The 16,202-nt window shown below is 37.5% G+C and carries 16 protein-coding genes and 2 riboswitches; of the genes, 3 read left to right on the top strand and 13 right to left on the bottom strand.

Annotation, left to right across the window (positions count from 1 at the left end):
- The first annotated feature begins 182 nt into the window (after positions 1–182).
- Entirely contained in the window at positions 183–416 is a 234-nt protein-coding gene (locus tag HU823_RS01660) for a hypothetical protein (protein ID WP_144700328.1), read from the top strand.
- Here the strand turns inward: HU823_RS01660 and HU823_RS01655 are convergent.
- The 6 genes from HU823_RS01655 to HU823_RS01630 all read right to left on the bottom strand — a co-directional run bounded on the left by HU823_RS01655 (position 398) and on the right by HU823_RS01630 (position 7,180).
- The gene (locus tag HU823_RS01655) at positions 398–1,702 is read right to left on the bottom strand and encodes a nucleobase:cation symporter-2 family protein (protein ID WP_144700330.1); all 1,305 of its coding nucleotides are present in this window, start codon (positions 1,700–1,702) and stop codon (positions 398–400) included. The genes HU823_RS01660 and HU823_RS01655 overlap by 19 nt on opposite strands.
- Positions 1,699–2,289: a xanthine phosphoribosyltransferase gene (locus HU823_RS01650; protein ID WP_144700332.1), complete on the bottom strand. Its 591-nt coding sequence runs from the start codon at positions 2,287–2,289 to the stop codon at positions 1,699–1,701. The genes HU823_RS01655 and HU823_RS01650 overlap by 4 nt, the downstream gene beginning before the upstream one ends.
- 130 nt (positions 2,290–2,419) lie before the next feature.
- Positions 2,420–2,521, bottom strand: a riboswitch (purine riboswitch).
- Positions 2,522–2,555: 34 nt separating this feature from the next.
- Positions 2,556–3,977 carry an amino acid permease gene (locus tag HU823_RS01645; protein ID WP_370630033.1) on the bottom strand — a complete coding sequence of 474 codons (1,422 nt, stop codon included), beginning with the start codon at positions 3,975–3,977 and terminating at the stop codon, positions 2,556–2,558.
- Between the two features lie 83 nt (positions 3,978–4,060).
- A riboswitch (Lysine riboswitch) is annotated at positions 4,061–4,239 on the bottom strand.
- 87 nt (positions 4,240–4,326) lie between these two features.
- On the bottom strand, positions 4,327–5,043 hold the full coding sequence (locus HU823_RS01640; protein ID WP_197220911.1) for a GDSL-type esterase/lipase family protein: 717 nt from the start codon (positions 5,041–5,043) through the stop codon (positions 4,327–4,329).
- 182 nt (positions 5,044–5,225) lie between these two features.
- The gene (locus HU823_RS01635; protein WP_197220910.1) at positions 5,226–5,846 is read right to left on the bottom strand and encodes a class D sortase; all 621 of its coding nucleotides are present in this window, start codon (positions 5,844–5,846) and stop codon (positions 5,226–5,228) included.
- Positions 5,846–7,180 carry a processed acidic surface protein gene (locus HU823_RS01630; protein WP_197220909.1) on the bottom strand — a complete coding sequence of 445 codons (1,335 nt, stop codon included), beginning with the start codon at positions 7,178–7,180 and terminating at the stop codon, positions 5,846–5,848. The genes HU823_RS01635 and HU823_RS01630 overlap by 1 nt, the downstream gene beginning before the upstream one ends.
- Positions 7,181–7,433: 253 nt before the next feature.
- On the opposite strand from HU823_RS01630, the gene HU823_RS01625 reads away from it, so the two are divergent.
- Positions 7,434–8,153, top strand: a complete 720-nt coding sequence (locus tag HU823_RS01625; RefSeq protein WP_197220908.1) for a DsbA family protein — start codon at positions 7,434–7,436, stop codon at positions 8,151–8,153.
- Positions 8,154–8,155: 2 nt separating this feature from the next.
- Positions 8,156–8,563, top strand: a complete 408-nt coding sequence (locus HU823_RS01620) for a disulfide oxidoreductase (RefSeq protein WP_197220907.1) — start codon at positions 8,156–8,158, stop codon at positions 8,561–8,563.
- A gap of 78 nt (positions 8,564–8,641) precedes the next feature.
- On the opposite strand, the gene HU823_RS01615 is transcribed toward HU823_RS01620, so the two are convergent.
- The 7 genes from HU823_RS01615 to speD form a co-directional block, all read right to left on the bottom strand.
- Positions 8,642–9,358, bottom strand: coding sequence for a YebC/PmpR family DNA-binding transcriptional regulator (locus HU823_RS01615; RefSeq protein ID WP_144700345.1), 717 nt, complete (start codon positions 9,356–9,358; stop codon positions 8,642–8,644).
- A gap of 116 nt (positions 9,359–9,474) precedes the next feature.
- The gene (locus tag HU823_RS01610) at positions 9,475–10,164 is read right to left on the bottom strand and encodes a response regulator (RefSeq protein WP_197220906.1); all 690 of its coding nucleotides are present in this window, start codon (positions 10,162–10,164) and stop codon (positions 9,475–9,477) included.
- 12 nt (positions 10,165–10,176) lie between these two features.
- Positions 10,177–11,748, bottom strand: coding sequence for an ATP-binding protein (locus HU823_RS01605; RefSeq protein ID WP_197220905.1), 1,572 nt, complete (start codon positions 11,746–11,748; stop codon positions 10,177–10,179).
- Positions 11,749–11,813: 65 nt separating this feature from the next.
- The gene (locus HU823_RS01600; RefSeq protein WP_197220904.1) at positions 11,814–13,340 is read right to left on the bottom strand and encodes a tripartite tricarboxylate transporter permease; all 1,527 of its coding nucleotides are present in this window, start codon (positions 13,338–13,340) and stop codon (positions 11,814–11,816) included.
- 12 nt (positions 13,341–13,352) lie between these two features.
- On the bottom strand, positions 13,353–13,814 hold the full coding sequence (locus HU823_RS01595; RefSeq protein WP_197220903.1) for a tripartite tricarboxylate transporter TctB family protein: 462 nt from the start codon (positions 13,812–13,814) through the stop codon (positions 13,353–13,355).
- Positions 13,815–13,871: 57 nt separating this feature from the next.
- Positions 13,872–14,888, bottom strand: a complete 1,017-nt coding sequence (locus HU823_RS01590) for a Bug family tripartite tricarboxylate transporter substrate binding protein (RefSeq protein ID WP_197220902.1) — start codon at positions 14,886–14,888, stop codon at positions 13,872–13,874.
- Positions 14,889–15,055: 167 nt separating this feature from the next.
- Entirely contained in the window at positions 15,056–15,874 is an 819-nt protein-coding gene (gene speD / locus HU823_RS01585; protein WP_197220901.1) for an adenosylmethionine decarboxylase, read from the bottom strand.
- Positions 15,875–16,202 lie beyond the last annotated feature (328 nt).

The raw sequence follows: 16,202 nt of genomic DNA, 5'->3' as shown, positions 1-16,202 counted from the left end.
TATGATTGAGACTTTTTGGTCCCAAGGAAGATTATAGTCTTCCTTTTCTGATAATACTAGCTTGTTTTTTCAAGATTCTGTGCTTTCTTACACAACATGTATATTTTCATCGTTTACATATAGTATAGTAGTTATGTAGTACCCATTAAATTCCATTAAACGAATTGAAAGGAATGAAGAAAATGGCAAAATCAAAAGCAAAAAAAATGAGAGAAAGAATAGTTCGTGAAGGTAAACGAAATCCTACTCATGATCGAAGCGCATTTGCTCATCAAGAGATCTATAATTGGATGACAACAAAGACGACAAAATCGAAAAGAGAAAAACTTAACAACATCAAACATAAGAAGCGGCTATCATCCACTGGTTACAATGAGGATCATAGCCGCTCTTTCATTTATACTGCTTGCTTCTGACTTTGTTGAACGTGAGAAACGATCACTTTTTTAGACTTTGTGTTAAATAGTAGATTCAGTAGAACAGCCATCAAACTTCCAGCTACGATTCCGTTTTCAGTAAGAATTTGAATACTTTCCGGAAGTCTGCTGAACAGTTCAGGTTCTACGGTTACCCCTAAACCCATTCCTACTGAGCAAGCAATGATAAGAAGATTTTCTTGTTTAGCAAGGTTCACTTCACTTAACATTTTGATACCAGATGCAAACACCATTCCAAACATGGCAACCATTGCTCCTCCCATTACAGCTGTTGGGATTAAAGTCGTTAGTGCAGCCACTTTAGGAATTAAGCCAAGGAAAATAAGCATCCCCCCTGCAACATAAATTACCTGCTTTGCTTTTACCCCAGATAACTGAACAAGGCCAACGTTTTGTGAATATGTCGTATAAGGAAAAGCGTTAAAGATTCCACCTAGAATAATGGCAAGACCCTCTCCACGATACCCTTTCGTTAAGTCTTTTGGTGTTAAGTTTCTGTCGCATATCTTTCCTAACGCCATAAATACACCTGTTGACTCAATCAAACTTACGATAGCCACTAAGATCATGGTAATGATCGCACCAAGTTCAAAGGTAGGAACTCCAAAATAAAAAGGCGTTGGCATATGAACCCATGATGCTTCCATTACTGGCGTGAAGTCAACTAAACCTAGGAATACAGAAACTATAGTTCCCGTTATGAGACCGATTAAAATTGAGACAGAACGAATGAAACCTTTAGAAAATCGATATAAAAGTAAGATAAATGCTAACACACCAAAAGAGAGCAATAAATTTTGTGCTGAACCAAAGTTCTCACTTCCCGCTCCGCCTGCCATGTCTTTGATTGCAACGGGTATTAATGTAATTCCTATAATCGTTACAACAGTTCCTGTCACGATGGGTGGGAAAAGCTTAAGAATTTTTCCAAACGCTCCGGCAAAAATAACAACGAATAAACCTGCTGCAATGATGGAACCGTAAATGGCACTCATTCCATATTGTCCACCTATGGCAATCATCGGTCCTACAGCTGTAAAGGTACAGCCTAGAACAACGGGAAGACCCACTCCGAAAAAGCGATTCTGCCAAACTTGGATAAGTGTAGCTAGTCCACAAGTAAGAAGGTCTATAGCTACTAAATAAGATAACTGTTCAGGAGATAATTTCAGTGCACTTCCTACGATCAAAGGTACGATCACTGCTCCTGCATACATAGCAAGAACGTGTTGAATACCTAAAGAAAATACTTTACCCTTCTTCATGATGACATCACCTCAGATTGGATGAACGATATCCCGTTCGTGTTCATTTCTTTTATTCTTGCGATTGATTCAACGCGATATCCTTTTTCCTCAAGTTTTTCACGACCGACCTGAAATGATTTTTCGATGACGATCCCAATTCCAGCGATCGTAGCATGAGCTTGATCAACGAGGTCCGCTAGACCAAGTGCTGCTTCACCATGCGCTAAAAAGTCATCGATAATCAACACATTGTCACCAGGCTGAATGAATTTCTTAGCAACAGAAATTTCGTTTTGTTCTTGTTTTGTGAAAGAATAAACACCTGATGTTAAAAGACCCTCAGTTAATGTTAATGATTTCTTTTTACGAGCAAAGACAACAGGAACATGTAATTTCAGTCCTGCGAAAACGGCAGGTGCAATACCAGAAGATTCTAACGTAACGATTTTTGTTATTCCTTCATTCTTAAAACGATCGGCAAATTCAGTTCCAATTTGCAGCATGAGATCTGGGTCGATCTGATGGTTCAAAAACGAGTCCACTTTTAAAACGGATGGTGACAATACGATTCCTTCATTACAAATTTTCTTTTCTAAAAAATTCATTTTTCCACCCCATTGTATTAATTTACACAAAAAAACCGGAGAACGCCTTCCCTCTGAACGAGTGAAGCAATTCTCCGGTTAAATGAAATCGGAACACATAAATAGCCCAATACATCTATAGAAAGATGCATGGAAAGTTTGCGTCACTCGTAGTCAAACCCTTAACGGGGGTTTGGTAGAAACTTGCAGGCCATATCCCTGCGATTATACGAGCTGTATGAAGTTAACTCACATTATACGTTAAAGGACTGAAAAAGAAAACCACTTTAAGCGACTTTACGATTTTTACTGTTTTTAGGCGTAAATCTATTGAAGACAGGATATACAAGGAAACCTAAGAAAAATAATCCGATTCCTAAAGTGAAAGTCTTCGCATCGGATGTTCCCGAGATGATTACCCAGCTGGAATAGATAAATGCTAATAAGGCAATCACTCCGTCTCTTACGCGTGATCCTTTTATCTCGTTATAAGTTTCTCCACTATAGACAAGCTTTAAAAAGTAAATGGAAGAGATCAAGTACGGAATTAAATATGCGAGCGTTGCTGAAGTAGTTAAGAAAGTATAAGCTTCACCAATCGTACCTGATATCGTAGAGAAGATAAAAATTTGAGACATGATGTTGGTTACAGCTAATGCGTTCACTGGGCTTCCGTTTTTATTCACTTTAGCAAAGATAGCGGGAAACACACCTGATTTGGCTGCTTGATATGGAACTTCTGAACTTAAGAGAATCCAGCCAATCGTTGAACCGAATAAAGAGATAACAGCTAACAAACCCATTAAGGAAGCCCCCGTATTCCCAATCAGAACGGATAATACATCAACGAATGGTTTGTCTGAACTCATTAGAACTTCTCGTTGAAGAACATTCATCGTAAGTAGTGTTGTAATCATATAAATGCTTAATGCTATAAGCAGACCCACAATCGTTGCTTTTTTTACATCTCGTTGTGAAGAAGCTCTTCCGGATAAAACTACAGCTGATTCAATCCCAACAAAGGCCCATAATGTAGCAATGGCTGCCATATTGATCTGACTTCCAAGACCATGAGAGGTCCCTTCATTGTCTACAATTGGGAAGTATGCATCAGCAAAGATGGTTGACTCTACTGCGAAGAGTGCAGCCACAATAAATAACATAAATCCGATTACCTTAGAAGCAGTTGCAACAAAATTAAGTTTACCTGCTCCGTTCATGCTCTTGATTAAAATAAAATGTGTGAACCATAGAAGAATGGTGCACACTGCAAACGTAATAAACTTACCTAACTGAATATCTTGATTAAGTACTGTTCCGATAACCTTTGAACTTCTCATCATTGGGAAAAATGTTGATAAATATCCAGCAAAACTCGTGATGATAGCAACGTTGCTGATCCAATTCGCGACCCAGTATCCCCACACCATGCTAAATCCTGCTACATTACCTGCTTTTGGATTGGAGAATAAAGCTCTAGCATAGCTTTGAGGACCTGCTGTTAATTCTGGTTTTCTTATGGCTAGTGACCCAAAAACTAACGCGATCATCAATACGCCAAATCCTGTAACTGCCCATGCCGCTGTAACGCCAATTGGACTAGCTGTTTGAGCTAATGTGTTCGGTAACATGAAGATTCCCGAGCCTACCATGTTTCCAACGACAAATGCAGTTAGCAGCCACACGCTCCAATTATTACTTTTCATGATGTAAGTACCTCCTGTTGATAAAAGCCAATAAAAAAACACGTATGGAAACGCCCATACGTGAATATAATCAGCATCCTCCTAAAATCTCTCATAGCTCAACGCAGAAAGTTCTGCGACAGTTCTGCACTTGTTCAATGCAGCCCCAATAGGTTGTTACGTGGATATCAACCCATTTCGGCATCAATTCCTTTTAAACTGTTGTCAAAAGCACCACTTGCCTCTAACAGTTCTACTCATAATTCATGCGACCTCTACCTCACAGAGATTAATGTGAGGACTTTTATTTAATTAATTTATTGTAACGTTTTGTAGATTAACAGATTGTTCTTTCTGCGTCAATGTTTATCCATTATTTATAATCTGAACTCTGCCGGATGGTTTCGTAAACTCTTTTGCCGATTAATGCGTATCCTTTTTCGTTAGGGTGAAGTTTGTCAGAGAAATAATCGCGTTTATTCTTGTCGATGAAGAGGTCATCCGTGCGTATAAAAGCCGTGTTTTTATTTTTCTTTGTCACTTCAATCGTGGATTGATTCCAATTTGATACAGCCTCATTGACAACAGCCATATCACTCCATTCAGCTTTAGGGTTATAGATCCCTAATATATAGATGGTCTTCGGATTTTCTTTATTTTGTACCTGTTGTATGATCTGATTCAGGTTCTCCTTATAGATTTCCTCGTTTGCTGCAAGCTCTTCTTTGTTGAATTTCGTTAATAGATCTGTGCTCTTCAGAAAATCATTCGTTCCAATATTGATGAAAATCACATCAGAACTTTCAGCTGTCTTTGCTATCTCAGGATTTTCCAACCGCTTACGTAAGTCTGTGCTTGTATCATTCGGAACTCCAAAGTCATGTACAACAAGATGTTTGTTTAAATCTTCTTCATACCGATCTTCAACATCTCCTATATACCCATTATCTTTTGTATCACCTAATCCGTATGCGAGTGAATCTCCAAGAGCAGTAACTTCCATTTCTTTGGAATTAAAGGAGTATACTCCAAAAGCAACGCCTAACACAATGATGATACACGCTGCCATTATCAATGATATTTTCTTCATGTTCTACCTCCGACTTTCTAGTTGTTTATTCTAAGTATGTATCAGGGGGAATTTCTTTAGACCCTTAGGCATTATTGGTATTCATACCTGTTTTGGTTAGCTTTTAAACAAAAGATGTTTACACATGTTGAAAATCTGGTCAAAAAAAAGACAACAGAAATAGTTCATGTTGTCTAAGTAGATTATGTTAACTTTTGTGATATCAAGTCAGCTACAAGAATATAACGCTCAGGTGATGCACCTATAAAATCAAAAGGATAACATGTGGATACAGTTAATGTTGCTCTCGGTTTAGGTACGATGACGGTCCTGTCATCTTTATCAACAATGCGCACATGTTTAATTCTATAAGTAAAGGTACCTGCTGACGTTTCTACGATCAACTTGTCACCCTTTCCTACTTCACCTAACTTGCGGAAAACAGTATCTCGATGTCCTGAAAGAACCGAATTATCCTGTTCTCCTGGTAAGACACTTTTTTCAAAATGACCTACACCCCTTTCTAACTCCTCTTCATCCGTTCCATGAAAAATAGGGAGTGTAGCATTTAATTTTGGTATAAGCAATTTCCCGATATTCTCACCTTTATTTGGTCTTTTCGAATAAAGGGATTCTTGATTTAAGTTTTCATGCTGTCTTGAGGGTTTTTCCACACTCTTTACAATCTTTGTCTGACCAGTCTGAAAGAGCAAATACCCTTTTATAAATGTATAAGCATTTGTTGTACTAAACCAAACACCGAGTAAAATTAAAACAAAAGAAAAGATCAGAAGTATCTTACGAATGCTACCTCTACTTCTCATTAGATTCCTTTGACGCGAAATCTTCTAAATAGGTATATGCCTGCCGCTAAAACAACTAATCCATATAAGGAGTTCTCTAAATGGTTTGTAGCGGTTTTAGGAAGTTTTCCGCCTTTCACTGTTTTTACAGGTGGACTCGATTTCGTCGGTGCTGCAGAAACAATCTTTTCAACTTCTTGAATATCTTTTCCTGTTTCTTGTATCAGTTCAGATCCAAACATTTCGGCTGTAATGCGGATATCTGCTAATAGTTTTCCATTCAAATTGTATACTTCCATGATAAGATCATTTCCATTTGTCGTTTCCATCTTCATTAATGCATCCATTGAAACAGGTTGTTTTTGTCCATCAACAACTAGATAATACTTTGTCTCAAGTTGTAATAGTTGTTTCATCTCAGAAAAGATGGAAAGAAGTTCAGCAACTTGTTCGGAAGTAAGTTCGTCTGCTGTTTCAAAATCTTCAAACGCCATCATTCTTTCCGCAAGAGTCATCATCTGATCAAGGAACGCTGGATCTTCCCAATTCAGAGTCTCCATATGAGCCAATAGATTTTCTATTTCTGTTTCTGTTAAATCAATCTCTGTAAATAGATCCTCGATATCATCACCCATATAGTCATCGCCATTTATATAAAAATCAACGGCTCCTTCAAGATCTTCAATGTATTCATAGTTTTCTCTCGAATCATCATTTTCTTTTAATAAAGCATCCAGTTCCGCAAGGGAAGCTAGGTTGTAATCTTTTAATAGCTGTTGAAGGTTTTCATCATTAATTGGAGTTCCTTCCCAGTCATCTCCATTAATATAATAATCAACCGACCATTCCAGGTGTTCGATATATTCATAGTTTTCACGTGAATCATCGTTTTCTTTTAATAAAGCATCCAGTTCTTCAATGGATTTTAAATCATAATCACTTAATAATTTTTGAAGGTTTTTATCGTCTATAGGTGTGCCGATCATAAAATCAACTTCGTCGAACAATTCCTCTTCAAAAATAATGTAAGTTCCATCAAGAACATCTTGTCCTTCCTCAATAGATCCATATTCCACAAGAAGTTCATTAAGTCTATCGCGGCTGATGTCAAACTCTTTTAACACGGATTGAACACCTTTTTCTGTTAGAGGCGTACCCAATTCATCTACCGATTCAAAATCTCTTAAAGCCCACTCTTTACTGTTCAAATAATCTACAAAATCCTTGGAATTCCACCCGATCTCTTGTAAGAACGCTTTATACTCTTTGTCGTTTGCATTGATCGCGAACGCTGACAACGGCAAAATGCCGAGGCTAATTGTAATAGCCAATAAGAAAGTTACAACCTTTTTCATCCCTGACCCCCAGAAAACTTGTTTAATATAATTTCTAGAAAATTATACTGCCAAAATCTTCTTTTGCATACAAGTTTTTTTATTTAATAGGGGAATCTAGTTTTATCTATTTTTTCAATTATAAATTCCTTAATATTGTTAGTGTTTCCAACTAAAATAGAATGTTCATGATTTCTTCATTGTAAATACCGTCAACTTTGTTTACGATAAAAGTAACTTCTTTTTATTTAGTAAAAATTCTACGAGGTGAACAATGGGTAAACAAAAAAAGAATAAGGCTTATGTAAACAGCTCAAAGAAAAAGAACAACTCTTCTCCTGTTTGGCTTTTTTGGACGATTGGTATTCTGACTCTTGGATTGATTGTTTTTCTGTTCAGCGGTGCACTTGATAATAATGATACGTCCACAGCAGATATTTCCTATGAAAACCAGCCTTACTTAGGTGAGAAAGATGCCGCTGTTAATATTATTGAGTTTGGAGATTACAAGTGTCCTGCATGTAAGAACTTTAATGAGTCATTCTTCCCGCTTATTGACAAAGAACTGATTCAAACAGGTAAGGTAAAATTCTATTTCTTAAACTATCCGTTTATTAATGTAGATTCAGAACGATCTGCTATTTTTGGAGAAACCGTTTATAAAGAATTAGGAAATGAAACGTTTTGGGAGTTTCATAAAACGCTATACGAAAAGCAGCCTGACGATCAAAATCTAGAACGTCAAGATATCTTTACCGAGAAATTCTTAACAGAAACGCTTGGTGAAGTGACTTCAGATGAAGATGTTAAGAAAGTAACCGAAACATGGAAGAACAAGGATAATGAAAAAGCATTAAAAACAGATGAAACACTTGTAAATGAACTTGGTGTAACTAGCACACCTACATTATTTGTTAATGGTAAAAAGTTTGAAGGTACATCTTTAGAAGATTTAAAGAAAATGGTTGATGATGCTGCGAAGGAGAGTAAGTAAAGGTGGGTAATAAACCTTTGTTGATCGCTTGGATAACATCAATCGTTTCCTTGGTAGGAAGTCTGTTTTTTAGTGAAGTCATGAAGTTCGTGCCATGTGATTTTTGCTGGTATCAAAGGATATTGATGTATCCGTTAGTAATTGTGCTAGGTGTTGCTTTTTATCAACAAGATCATAAAGTCACACGATATGTCCTTCCTCTATCCTTTCTGGGCATCATCGTTTCTGGCTATCATTATGCTCTTCAAAAAATACCTGCATTAAAGGCTTTTGAGGTATGTACATCAGGTGTTCCATGTTCAGGTCAGTATATCAACTGGCTAGGATTCATTACGATTCCACTTCTTGCGTTCGTTGGATTTATGATTATTACGATCTGTATGTTATGGATGAGAAAGCAATCGAATTAATCGGTTGCTTTTTCTTTTGCTCTGACTATAAAAAAGAGCCTGTCCTATAAAAAGGACCGGCACATCACTGGAATAGAATTATTTTAGATCTACGTTATGATACACTTGCTGCACGTCTTCTAAATCTTCTAAAGCATCGATTAATTTCTCAAACTGAACCTGTGATTCTTCAGTGAGTTCCACATCGTTTTGTGCAAGCATCGTAAGTTCTGCAACAGAAAACTCTGTAATCTCTGCATTCTTAAACGCTTCTTGTACAGCATGAAACTGATCAGGTTCAGCGTATACGATAACAGATTCATCTTCTTCAATTACATCACGAACATCTAGATCTGCTTCCATCAACAATTCCAATACATCATCAGCTGACTTTCCTTCTAAACCAATTACAGCGGTTGCATCGAACATGTATGATACTGCACCAGAAACACCCATGTTTCCATTATTTTTATTAAAAGCAGAACGAACTTCCGCTACTGTACGATTTACATTATTCGTTAAGGTATCCACAATAATCATCGATCCGTTCGGACCAAAACCTTCATAACGAAGCTCGTCGTAGTTCTCGTCTGAACCACCTTTTGCTTTTTCAATCGCACGGTCGATGATGTTCTTAGGTACGCTATATGTTTTTGCTCGTTCTAAAACAACTTTTAATGACTGATTAGATTCCGGATCAGGCTCACCCTGTTTTGCAGCCACATAGATCTCACGACCGAACTTAGCGTAAATTCGGCTAGTATTTGCGTCTTTTGATGCCTTTTTCTCTTTAATATTATTCCATTTACGTCCCATATTGCTCACTCTCTTTCAACTATAAATCTATGTAGAACATTATACATCAACTTAACTAATATTTAGTAGTATAAGAATTAAAACGAAAAGCAACCCGGTAAACAGGCCGCTTTTCTCTATTGTCCATATTTGTAGATTCTCTCTGGTCTGCCTACACCTCCATAAGTGATGTCTGCTTTTGCTTTTTGTTCTGAGACGAGATATTCCAGGTATCGCCTTGCTGTTGTTCGGCTAACTCCGGTACGCTGTCCGAGGTCTTCTGCAGTAAAGCCTTTTTTGTGCTGCATCAATATGGTCAATAACTTTTCTAGTGTAATAGGATCTATCCCTTTTGGAAGTAAGAATGGTTCAATCTCAGCCTTTTCACGTTTTAACAAAGAATCGATCATGTTTTGATTGATTTCTTTATCCGCTGACAGTTGTGTGATAGATTGCTTATAATCGTTAAATTGCAATAAAGTATCTTTAAACCGCTGAAAGATTACGGGCTTTACTATATAATCAAAAATACCATCCTCTAGAGCGTGTTTTAAGGTTTTCACCTCGGTTGCAGCTGTTACCATGATGACTTCCATTCCCCGAAATTCACTTCGAATCCACCTTAGCAGGTCGAGTCCATTCATATCTGGAAAATATATATCTAAGATAACTAAATCAGGTTTTAATATGGAAATCTGTTCTTTTGCTTCTTCCTCGTTTAATGCAATGCCACATACAGAAAAGCCTTCTACTTTTTCAACAAATTTCCGGTTGATCTCAGCAATTCGAATGTCGTCTTCAACGATAAAAACTTCCCATGAGCTCATGATGTCTATCCTCTATTCTTTCGGGATTATAACAGTGAAAAGCGTTGTGTCTGCTTTTGTTCTCTCATAAAATATTTGACCGTTTAATACTTCTACAGCTTGTTTGATCAGAAATAAACCGTATCCACGATCTTGTCCTTTTGTAGAGAATCCCTTTTTATATAACATATTAGCGATATTTTCAGGAATTCCTCCTCCATTATCTTCAACTTCAATGATCAGCTGTTCTCCAAAATCAGAAAGACTGATTTTTACTATTGGGTCATGCGCTCTCGACTCCATTACTGCATCCATTGCATTGTCTACTAAATTTCCAATAATGGTAACAAGTAATTGTCTGTCCATCGAGTCAGGTATATCTTTTAAATGACTGGCAGAATCAATTGCAAAGGCAACTCTCAGTTCGTTCGAACGATTAAACTTACCGATTAACAAACCGCCTATATAAGGATCAGAAATATGATCCATGATAAATTGTGTAAAGTATTGATGAACATTTGACTCTTTCGTAATAATGTCTTGTGCCTCTTGATAAGAACCTAACTGAATCAGACCTGAAATTAAATACAGTTTATTTGAGAATTCATGAGTTTGAGCTCTTAAGCCCTCACTATAGCTTTTAACTTGGGCGAGTTCCTCATTTAATCGATAAAGCTCATCTCTGTTTCTAAATGTTGCGACAGCACCTATTACTTGCTCATGATTATCTAATATAGGAATTCGATTTGCGATAACTTTCGTGTTTCCGAGTTTCATCTGTTCGTCAAATTCATTTTGACCAGAAGCAATGACATCAAGTAATCTTGTATTCGGAATGGCTCTTAACACATTTTTCCCGATTAAATTTTCACTTCCAGTTTCAAGCATCTGAAGAGCAGTATGATTTGCGAGTGTTATTTCACCTTCCCGATTAACAGCGATCACCCCTTCTCTAATCGCTTCTAAGATCGCGCTTTTTTCTTTGTATAACAATCCGATCTCTTTTGGTTCTAATCCATGGGTGGCTCTTTTTACTCCTTTTGCAATCATTACAGAACCGAGTGTTCCTAGCAGCAAAGTAATGGTACCTATAATGATAATCTTTAATTTATACGGCCAAATATCCTCTTTGATCTGATCGGTAAGAAAACCCACTGAAACTAATCCAATGATTTCGCCATCATTATTTCTAATAGGTGATTTTCCTCGCACTGCTGGACCAAGAGAACCTGTTGCTTCAGTTATACTCGGTTCACCTGATAAGGCTTTTTGGTTGTCACCACCTACCATTTTATTTCCAATTCGTTCTTTAATGGGGTGTGAATAACGAACACCTTCTTTGTTTCCAACTACGATGTAATGAGCTCCAGTTTTCTTTCTAACCTTTTCTGCATAAGGCTGAATCGATTTTGAGGGATCATCACTTTCAAACGCATCAATAAAAAGCGGGTTGTTACTTACCGCATAAGAAACACTTAGTGCCCTTTCCCCAATTTGACTCTTAATCGTGTCTTCGAACATATTTTGAAAGATAACCGCTAATGTGGCAATAACTATAAAGATTAGGGAACAGCTGATGAGAATTAATTTTGTTTGCAGTTTCATAGTTTCCCTCCGTAAAAATAGAAAAGACTTTCTCAGAATAGAAAGTCTTCTCTACCTCTCTTCTTTTATCCTTCAACGTTTACAACAACATTTTTTCCTTTTAACCGCAGAATAAAAGGTATGAGAATCCATAGAACGGCGCAAATCAGGAAAAATGCAGATATAGGTTGTTGAACAAATACCAAAAAATCACCATTTGATGTTGTTAAAGCACGTCTCATGTTGTTTTCAATCATTGGCCCTAAAACTAAGCCGAGTACGAGAGGAGCAATAGGATAATCATTCTGTGCTAATAAATATCCAGCAAGTCCAAAGCCGATCAATAAAAACAGATCGAACGTGGTTACTTGTACAGCGTAAACACCAAAGACAGAGATAGCAATAATAATAGGCAGCAAGTATTTAGCTGGTGTTTCAATAATTTTTGCAAAAACCTTAACAAGCGGCATGTTAAGGATAAGAAGCATCAAGTTTCCGATAAACATTGAAGCGATTAGCCCCCATGCCACGTCTGGGTGATCACTAAACAATAAAGGACCTGGCTGAACGTTATACATAATAAGAGCTCCCATAAGAATCGCTGTCGTTCCAGATCCCGGAATTCCGAGTGTTAATAATGGAATCATTGCTCCTCCTGAAGCTGCGTTGTTTGCTGACTCAGGAGCCGCAACTCCGGCAATCGCACCTTTTCCAAACTTTTCAGGATTTTTACTTATCTTCTTCTCAGCGATATATGAAAAGAAAGAAGCGAGTGTTGCGCCTGCGCCTGGTAAGACACCAATAAAGAATCCTAAAAAAGAACCTCGGGCAATGGGTCCGGCACTTTCTTTAAGGTCTGCTCTAGAAGGGATGACTCTCCCAACTTTCGCAACCTTTTCCGCGTCTTCTTCTTTATGCAGAACCGTCTTAAACACCTCACCTAATGCAAACAGACCGACAGCAACCGTTAAAAATTCAAGTCCGCCAAACAGAACAGGAATATCATAGGTGAATCGAGCAACGCCAGAAACAGCATCGATTCCGATCGTGGCGATCAAAAGTCCGGTTACGGTCATCATCCATGCCTTCGTGATTGATCCTCCCGCCAAGCCACTAACTGCGGCAAGGCCTAACAGCATTAAAGAGAAATATTCTGCAGGTCCGAATTTCAAGGCCATCTCTGATAGTGGATCTGCTAATAATACCAATCCGATGATGGAAACAATTCCGGCAAAGAAAGAACCGATTGCTGCGATCGATAATGCAGCACCTGCTCTGCCTTGCCGAGCCATCTGATAACCATCAAGTGTTGTAACAACAGATGAAGATTCACCAGGTGTGTTTAATAGAATGGATGTAGTAGATCCACCATACATGGCTCCATAGTACACACCCGCTAAAAGAATGATAGAACTTGTAGCTGCTGCAGAAGGATCCATTCCGCTAGTAAAAGTAGCTGTTACAGGAATTAAGAGTGCAACACCACTCATCGGTCCAATACCAGGTAAAACGCCTACTGCCGTTCCAATTAATACTCCGATAAAAGCAAAGAATAGATTATGTGGCTGTATCGCTGTTTGAAATCCTTGCATCAAAAAATCCATAACTCCCATTCTAAAATCCTCCTAACTAAACCAAATTGGCATTCCAGGCAAAGAACCTTCCAACACAACAACGAATAAGTAATAGACAAAGAATGAGAATGCCAAAGCAATGATTCCATTCTTTATCCAACTTCCTCTTTCCATAGCTTGAAAGGAAACATACAAAAATAAGAAAGTACTTAAAATATAACCTAGTGTTTCGATGAAACCTGCGTACAGAAGGCTTGCAGTTAAGATAATGATAAACCTTTTAATCTGTAAGCTTTCTTTGTTCTTTTTTTCTTTTTGTATATTTTTAAACGATTCAAGAAAGAGTTTAACGCTAAGTAATATAAGAATAAGTCCTAAGAGAAAGGGAAAAACGTTAGGTCCGACTTCACTTCCATAAGCACTTTCCGAAATGTTGCGGCTTTCTATTAAAAAAGCTGCTCCAAGTAAAGCAAATAAGATGCTTGCATAACGATCAAATTTTCCTGTTTGCAAAGTACTTCCCTCCTTTTTTGAAAAAAGGAGAAGTATAAATACTTCTCCATGTCATATCTATTTGTTCATTCCTAGTGATTTCAACAAGTCTTCTACTTGTTTTTCTTGATCTTTTAAGAAGGTTTCAAATTCTTTACCATCTTTAAATTCCGCTTCCCAACCGTTCCGCTCTAGCTCGTCCTGCCACTCTTTACTTTCATTTAATTTCTTTAATGTTTTATCCCAATATGCCACTGCACTATCAGACATCTCTTTCGGTCCGAAGACACCTCTCCAAATCGTGAAGTCTGCATCGATTCCAGCTTCCTTAAATGTCGGAACATCTGCCAGGTCACCTTTTAATCGTTCCGTTGAAGAAATACCAAGCACTTTCACTTTCCCAGCTTTTAAATATTCACCTACCGCAGAAGCATCGGTTGCGATATAATCTGCATTGCCTCCCAATAGGGCTGCAATTGCTTCACCACCGCCATCGTATGAAACATACTTGACTGTTTTAGGATCAATGTCAGATTTGTAAGCAGGTAGAACAGCTACTAGATGGTCCATGGATCCTGGTGCGGATCCTCCAGCTGCTGTGACAGACTTTGGATCTTTTTTAACAGCTTCCATCAATTCTTTTAGATTGTTGTATTTTGAATCTTCTTTTACAACGATTGCTCCAAAGTCTTTAGTTAATTGTGCAAGCGGTGTTGTATCCTTAAAGCCGTACGGACTATTTCCTTCTTTTTTCAAGTTATTGATCAAGATCGGCGGAGAGTTTACATAGAGTTTGTAATCATCTTTCTTATGCTGTGTCGCAAATTCTGCAAGATAGACAGCTCCACCTCCTCCAGGTTTGTTTTCAACAGTCATCGTTTGGTCAACTGTTTTCGTTTCACCTAAAATTTTGGTCAACGAACGTGCGGTTAGATCCCAACCACCTCCAGCACCCGATGGAGCAACTACAGTTATGGGCTTTTTCGGATAATCAGATTCTCCTGCATTTGAACCTGAGCCTCCGGAACTACAAGCTGTAAGTGAAGAAAGTATGACGCCTGCTACAAGCCAATTTTTCCATTTCTTCGTTTTCATTATTCAAATCCCCCTCTTTAATGATAGCGCTTTCATTTGCTTTTCATTATCCTACCATTCACATTTTTAAATGGAAGTTTAACCGCATAAAATGCATTTTGTTCATATTGTTCACGCAAAAAAAAGACCACTAAAAGTATCTTAGTGATCCGTTCATCTATAAGGTATTAACGTCTAGAAGAATTAATATTTCTTCCGTAAAAAATCTCGTCCATTTCTGCATTTATCAACCCTGTGATGTGTTCTTGAGTTTCACTATCAATTTCATCCTTGGTATAACCGAAAAGATAGTTATTCAGTTCAAAATTCTTTAATTTGCACTTCGTATGAAAAATATTCTCCTGATAAATATTTGTATCTATCATTGTATACGCATTTTTAATATCTGAAGAAAGATAGTTTTGTATTGAATTGATGTCATGATCAATAAACAGCTTGTGACCTTTTATATCTCGTGTAAATCCTCTAACCCGATAATCCATCGTCACAATATCCATATCAAATGAGTTAATCAGATGGTTGAGTGCTTTAAGCGGTGAAATTTCTCCACAAGTAGAAACATCGATATCAGCTCTAAACGTACTGATTCCTTCTTCAGGATGAAACTCAGGATATGTATGAACGGTTAAGTGACTTTTATCAAGCTGCATCACAACAGACTCTGGCATTGCTGTAGAATTTTCATCAAATGTATCAGTTGGTACTTCAACAATAGGACCTTCCGAGACAAGTACAGTAACACTGGCTCCTTGAGGCACATAATCTTGTTTGGCTATATTTAGCACATGAGCTCCAATCGTATCGGAAACAGTTTGCAAAATATTCGTTAGCCTTTCCGCGTTGTATTGTTCATCAATATACTCAAGATAAGCTTCCCGCTCTTCTCTCGTTTTCGTATAACAAACGTCATACAGATTAAAGCTAAGCGATTTAGTAAGATTATTGAACCCATGTAATGTTATTCGTTGATCTGGTGAGATAGACATATGTTAGATTCCCCTTATGTTTAGACATTCAATATTCATTTCAACGATGGAAATATATCTATAATACCCATTTAAACGACTTAAAAAACGGTTTGAGATTGAAATGGCATCAACAGCACTTTAAGATGGTTTGTTTCTGGCTGTAAATTAAGTATTTAATTAATGAATCCAAAAGTTTTGACACTCAATCCACAAGTTTCGGGTGTGAATCCAAAAGTTTCTTACATCAATCCACGAGTTTTTGCTGTTTATCCGCGAGTTTACATTCCTCGACACTTATCGACACACGCGATTCAGCTTGAACTAACACGAAACATAAAAAAAGATC

It is taken from the genome of Fictibacillus sp. 18YEL24, from assembly GCF_015903855.1.
Lineage (GTDB): Bacteria > Bacillota > Bacilli > Bacillales > Fictibacillaceae > Fictibacillus > Fictibacillus phosphorivorans_C.
The sequence above is the reverse complement of the archived record's forward strand: the minus strand, read 5'-3'. Positions and strand labels throughout refer to the sequence as shown.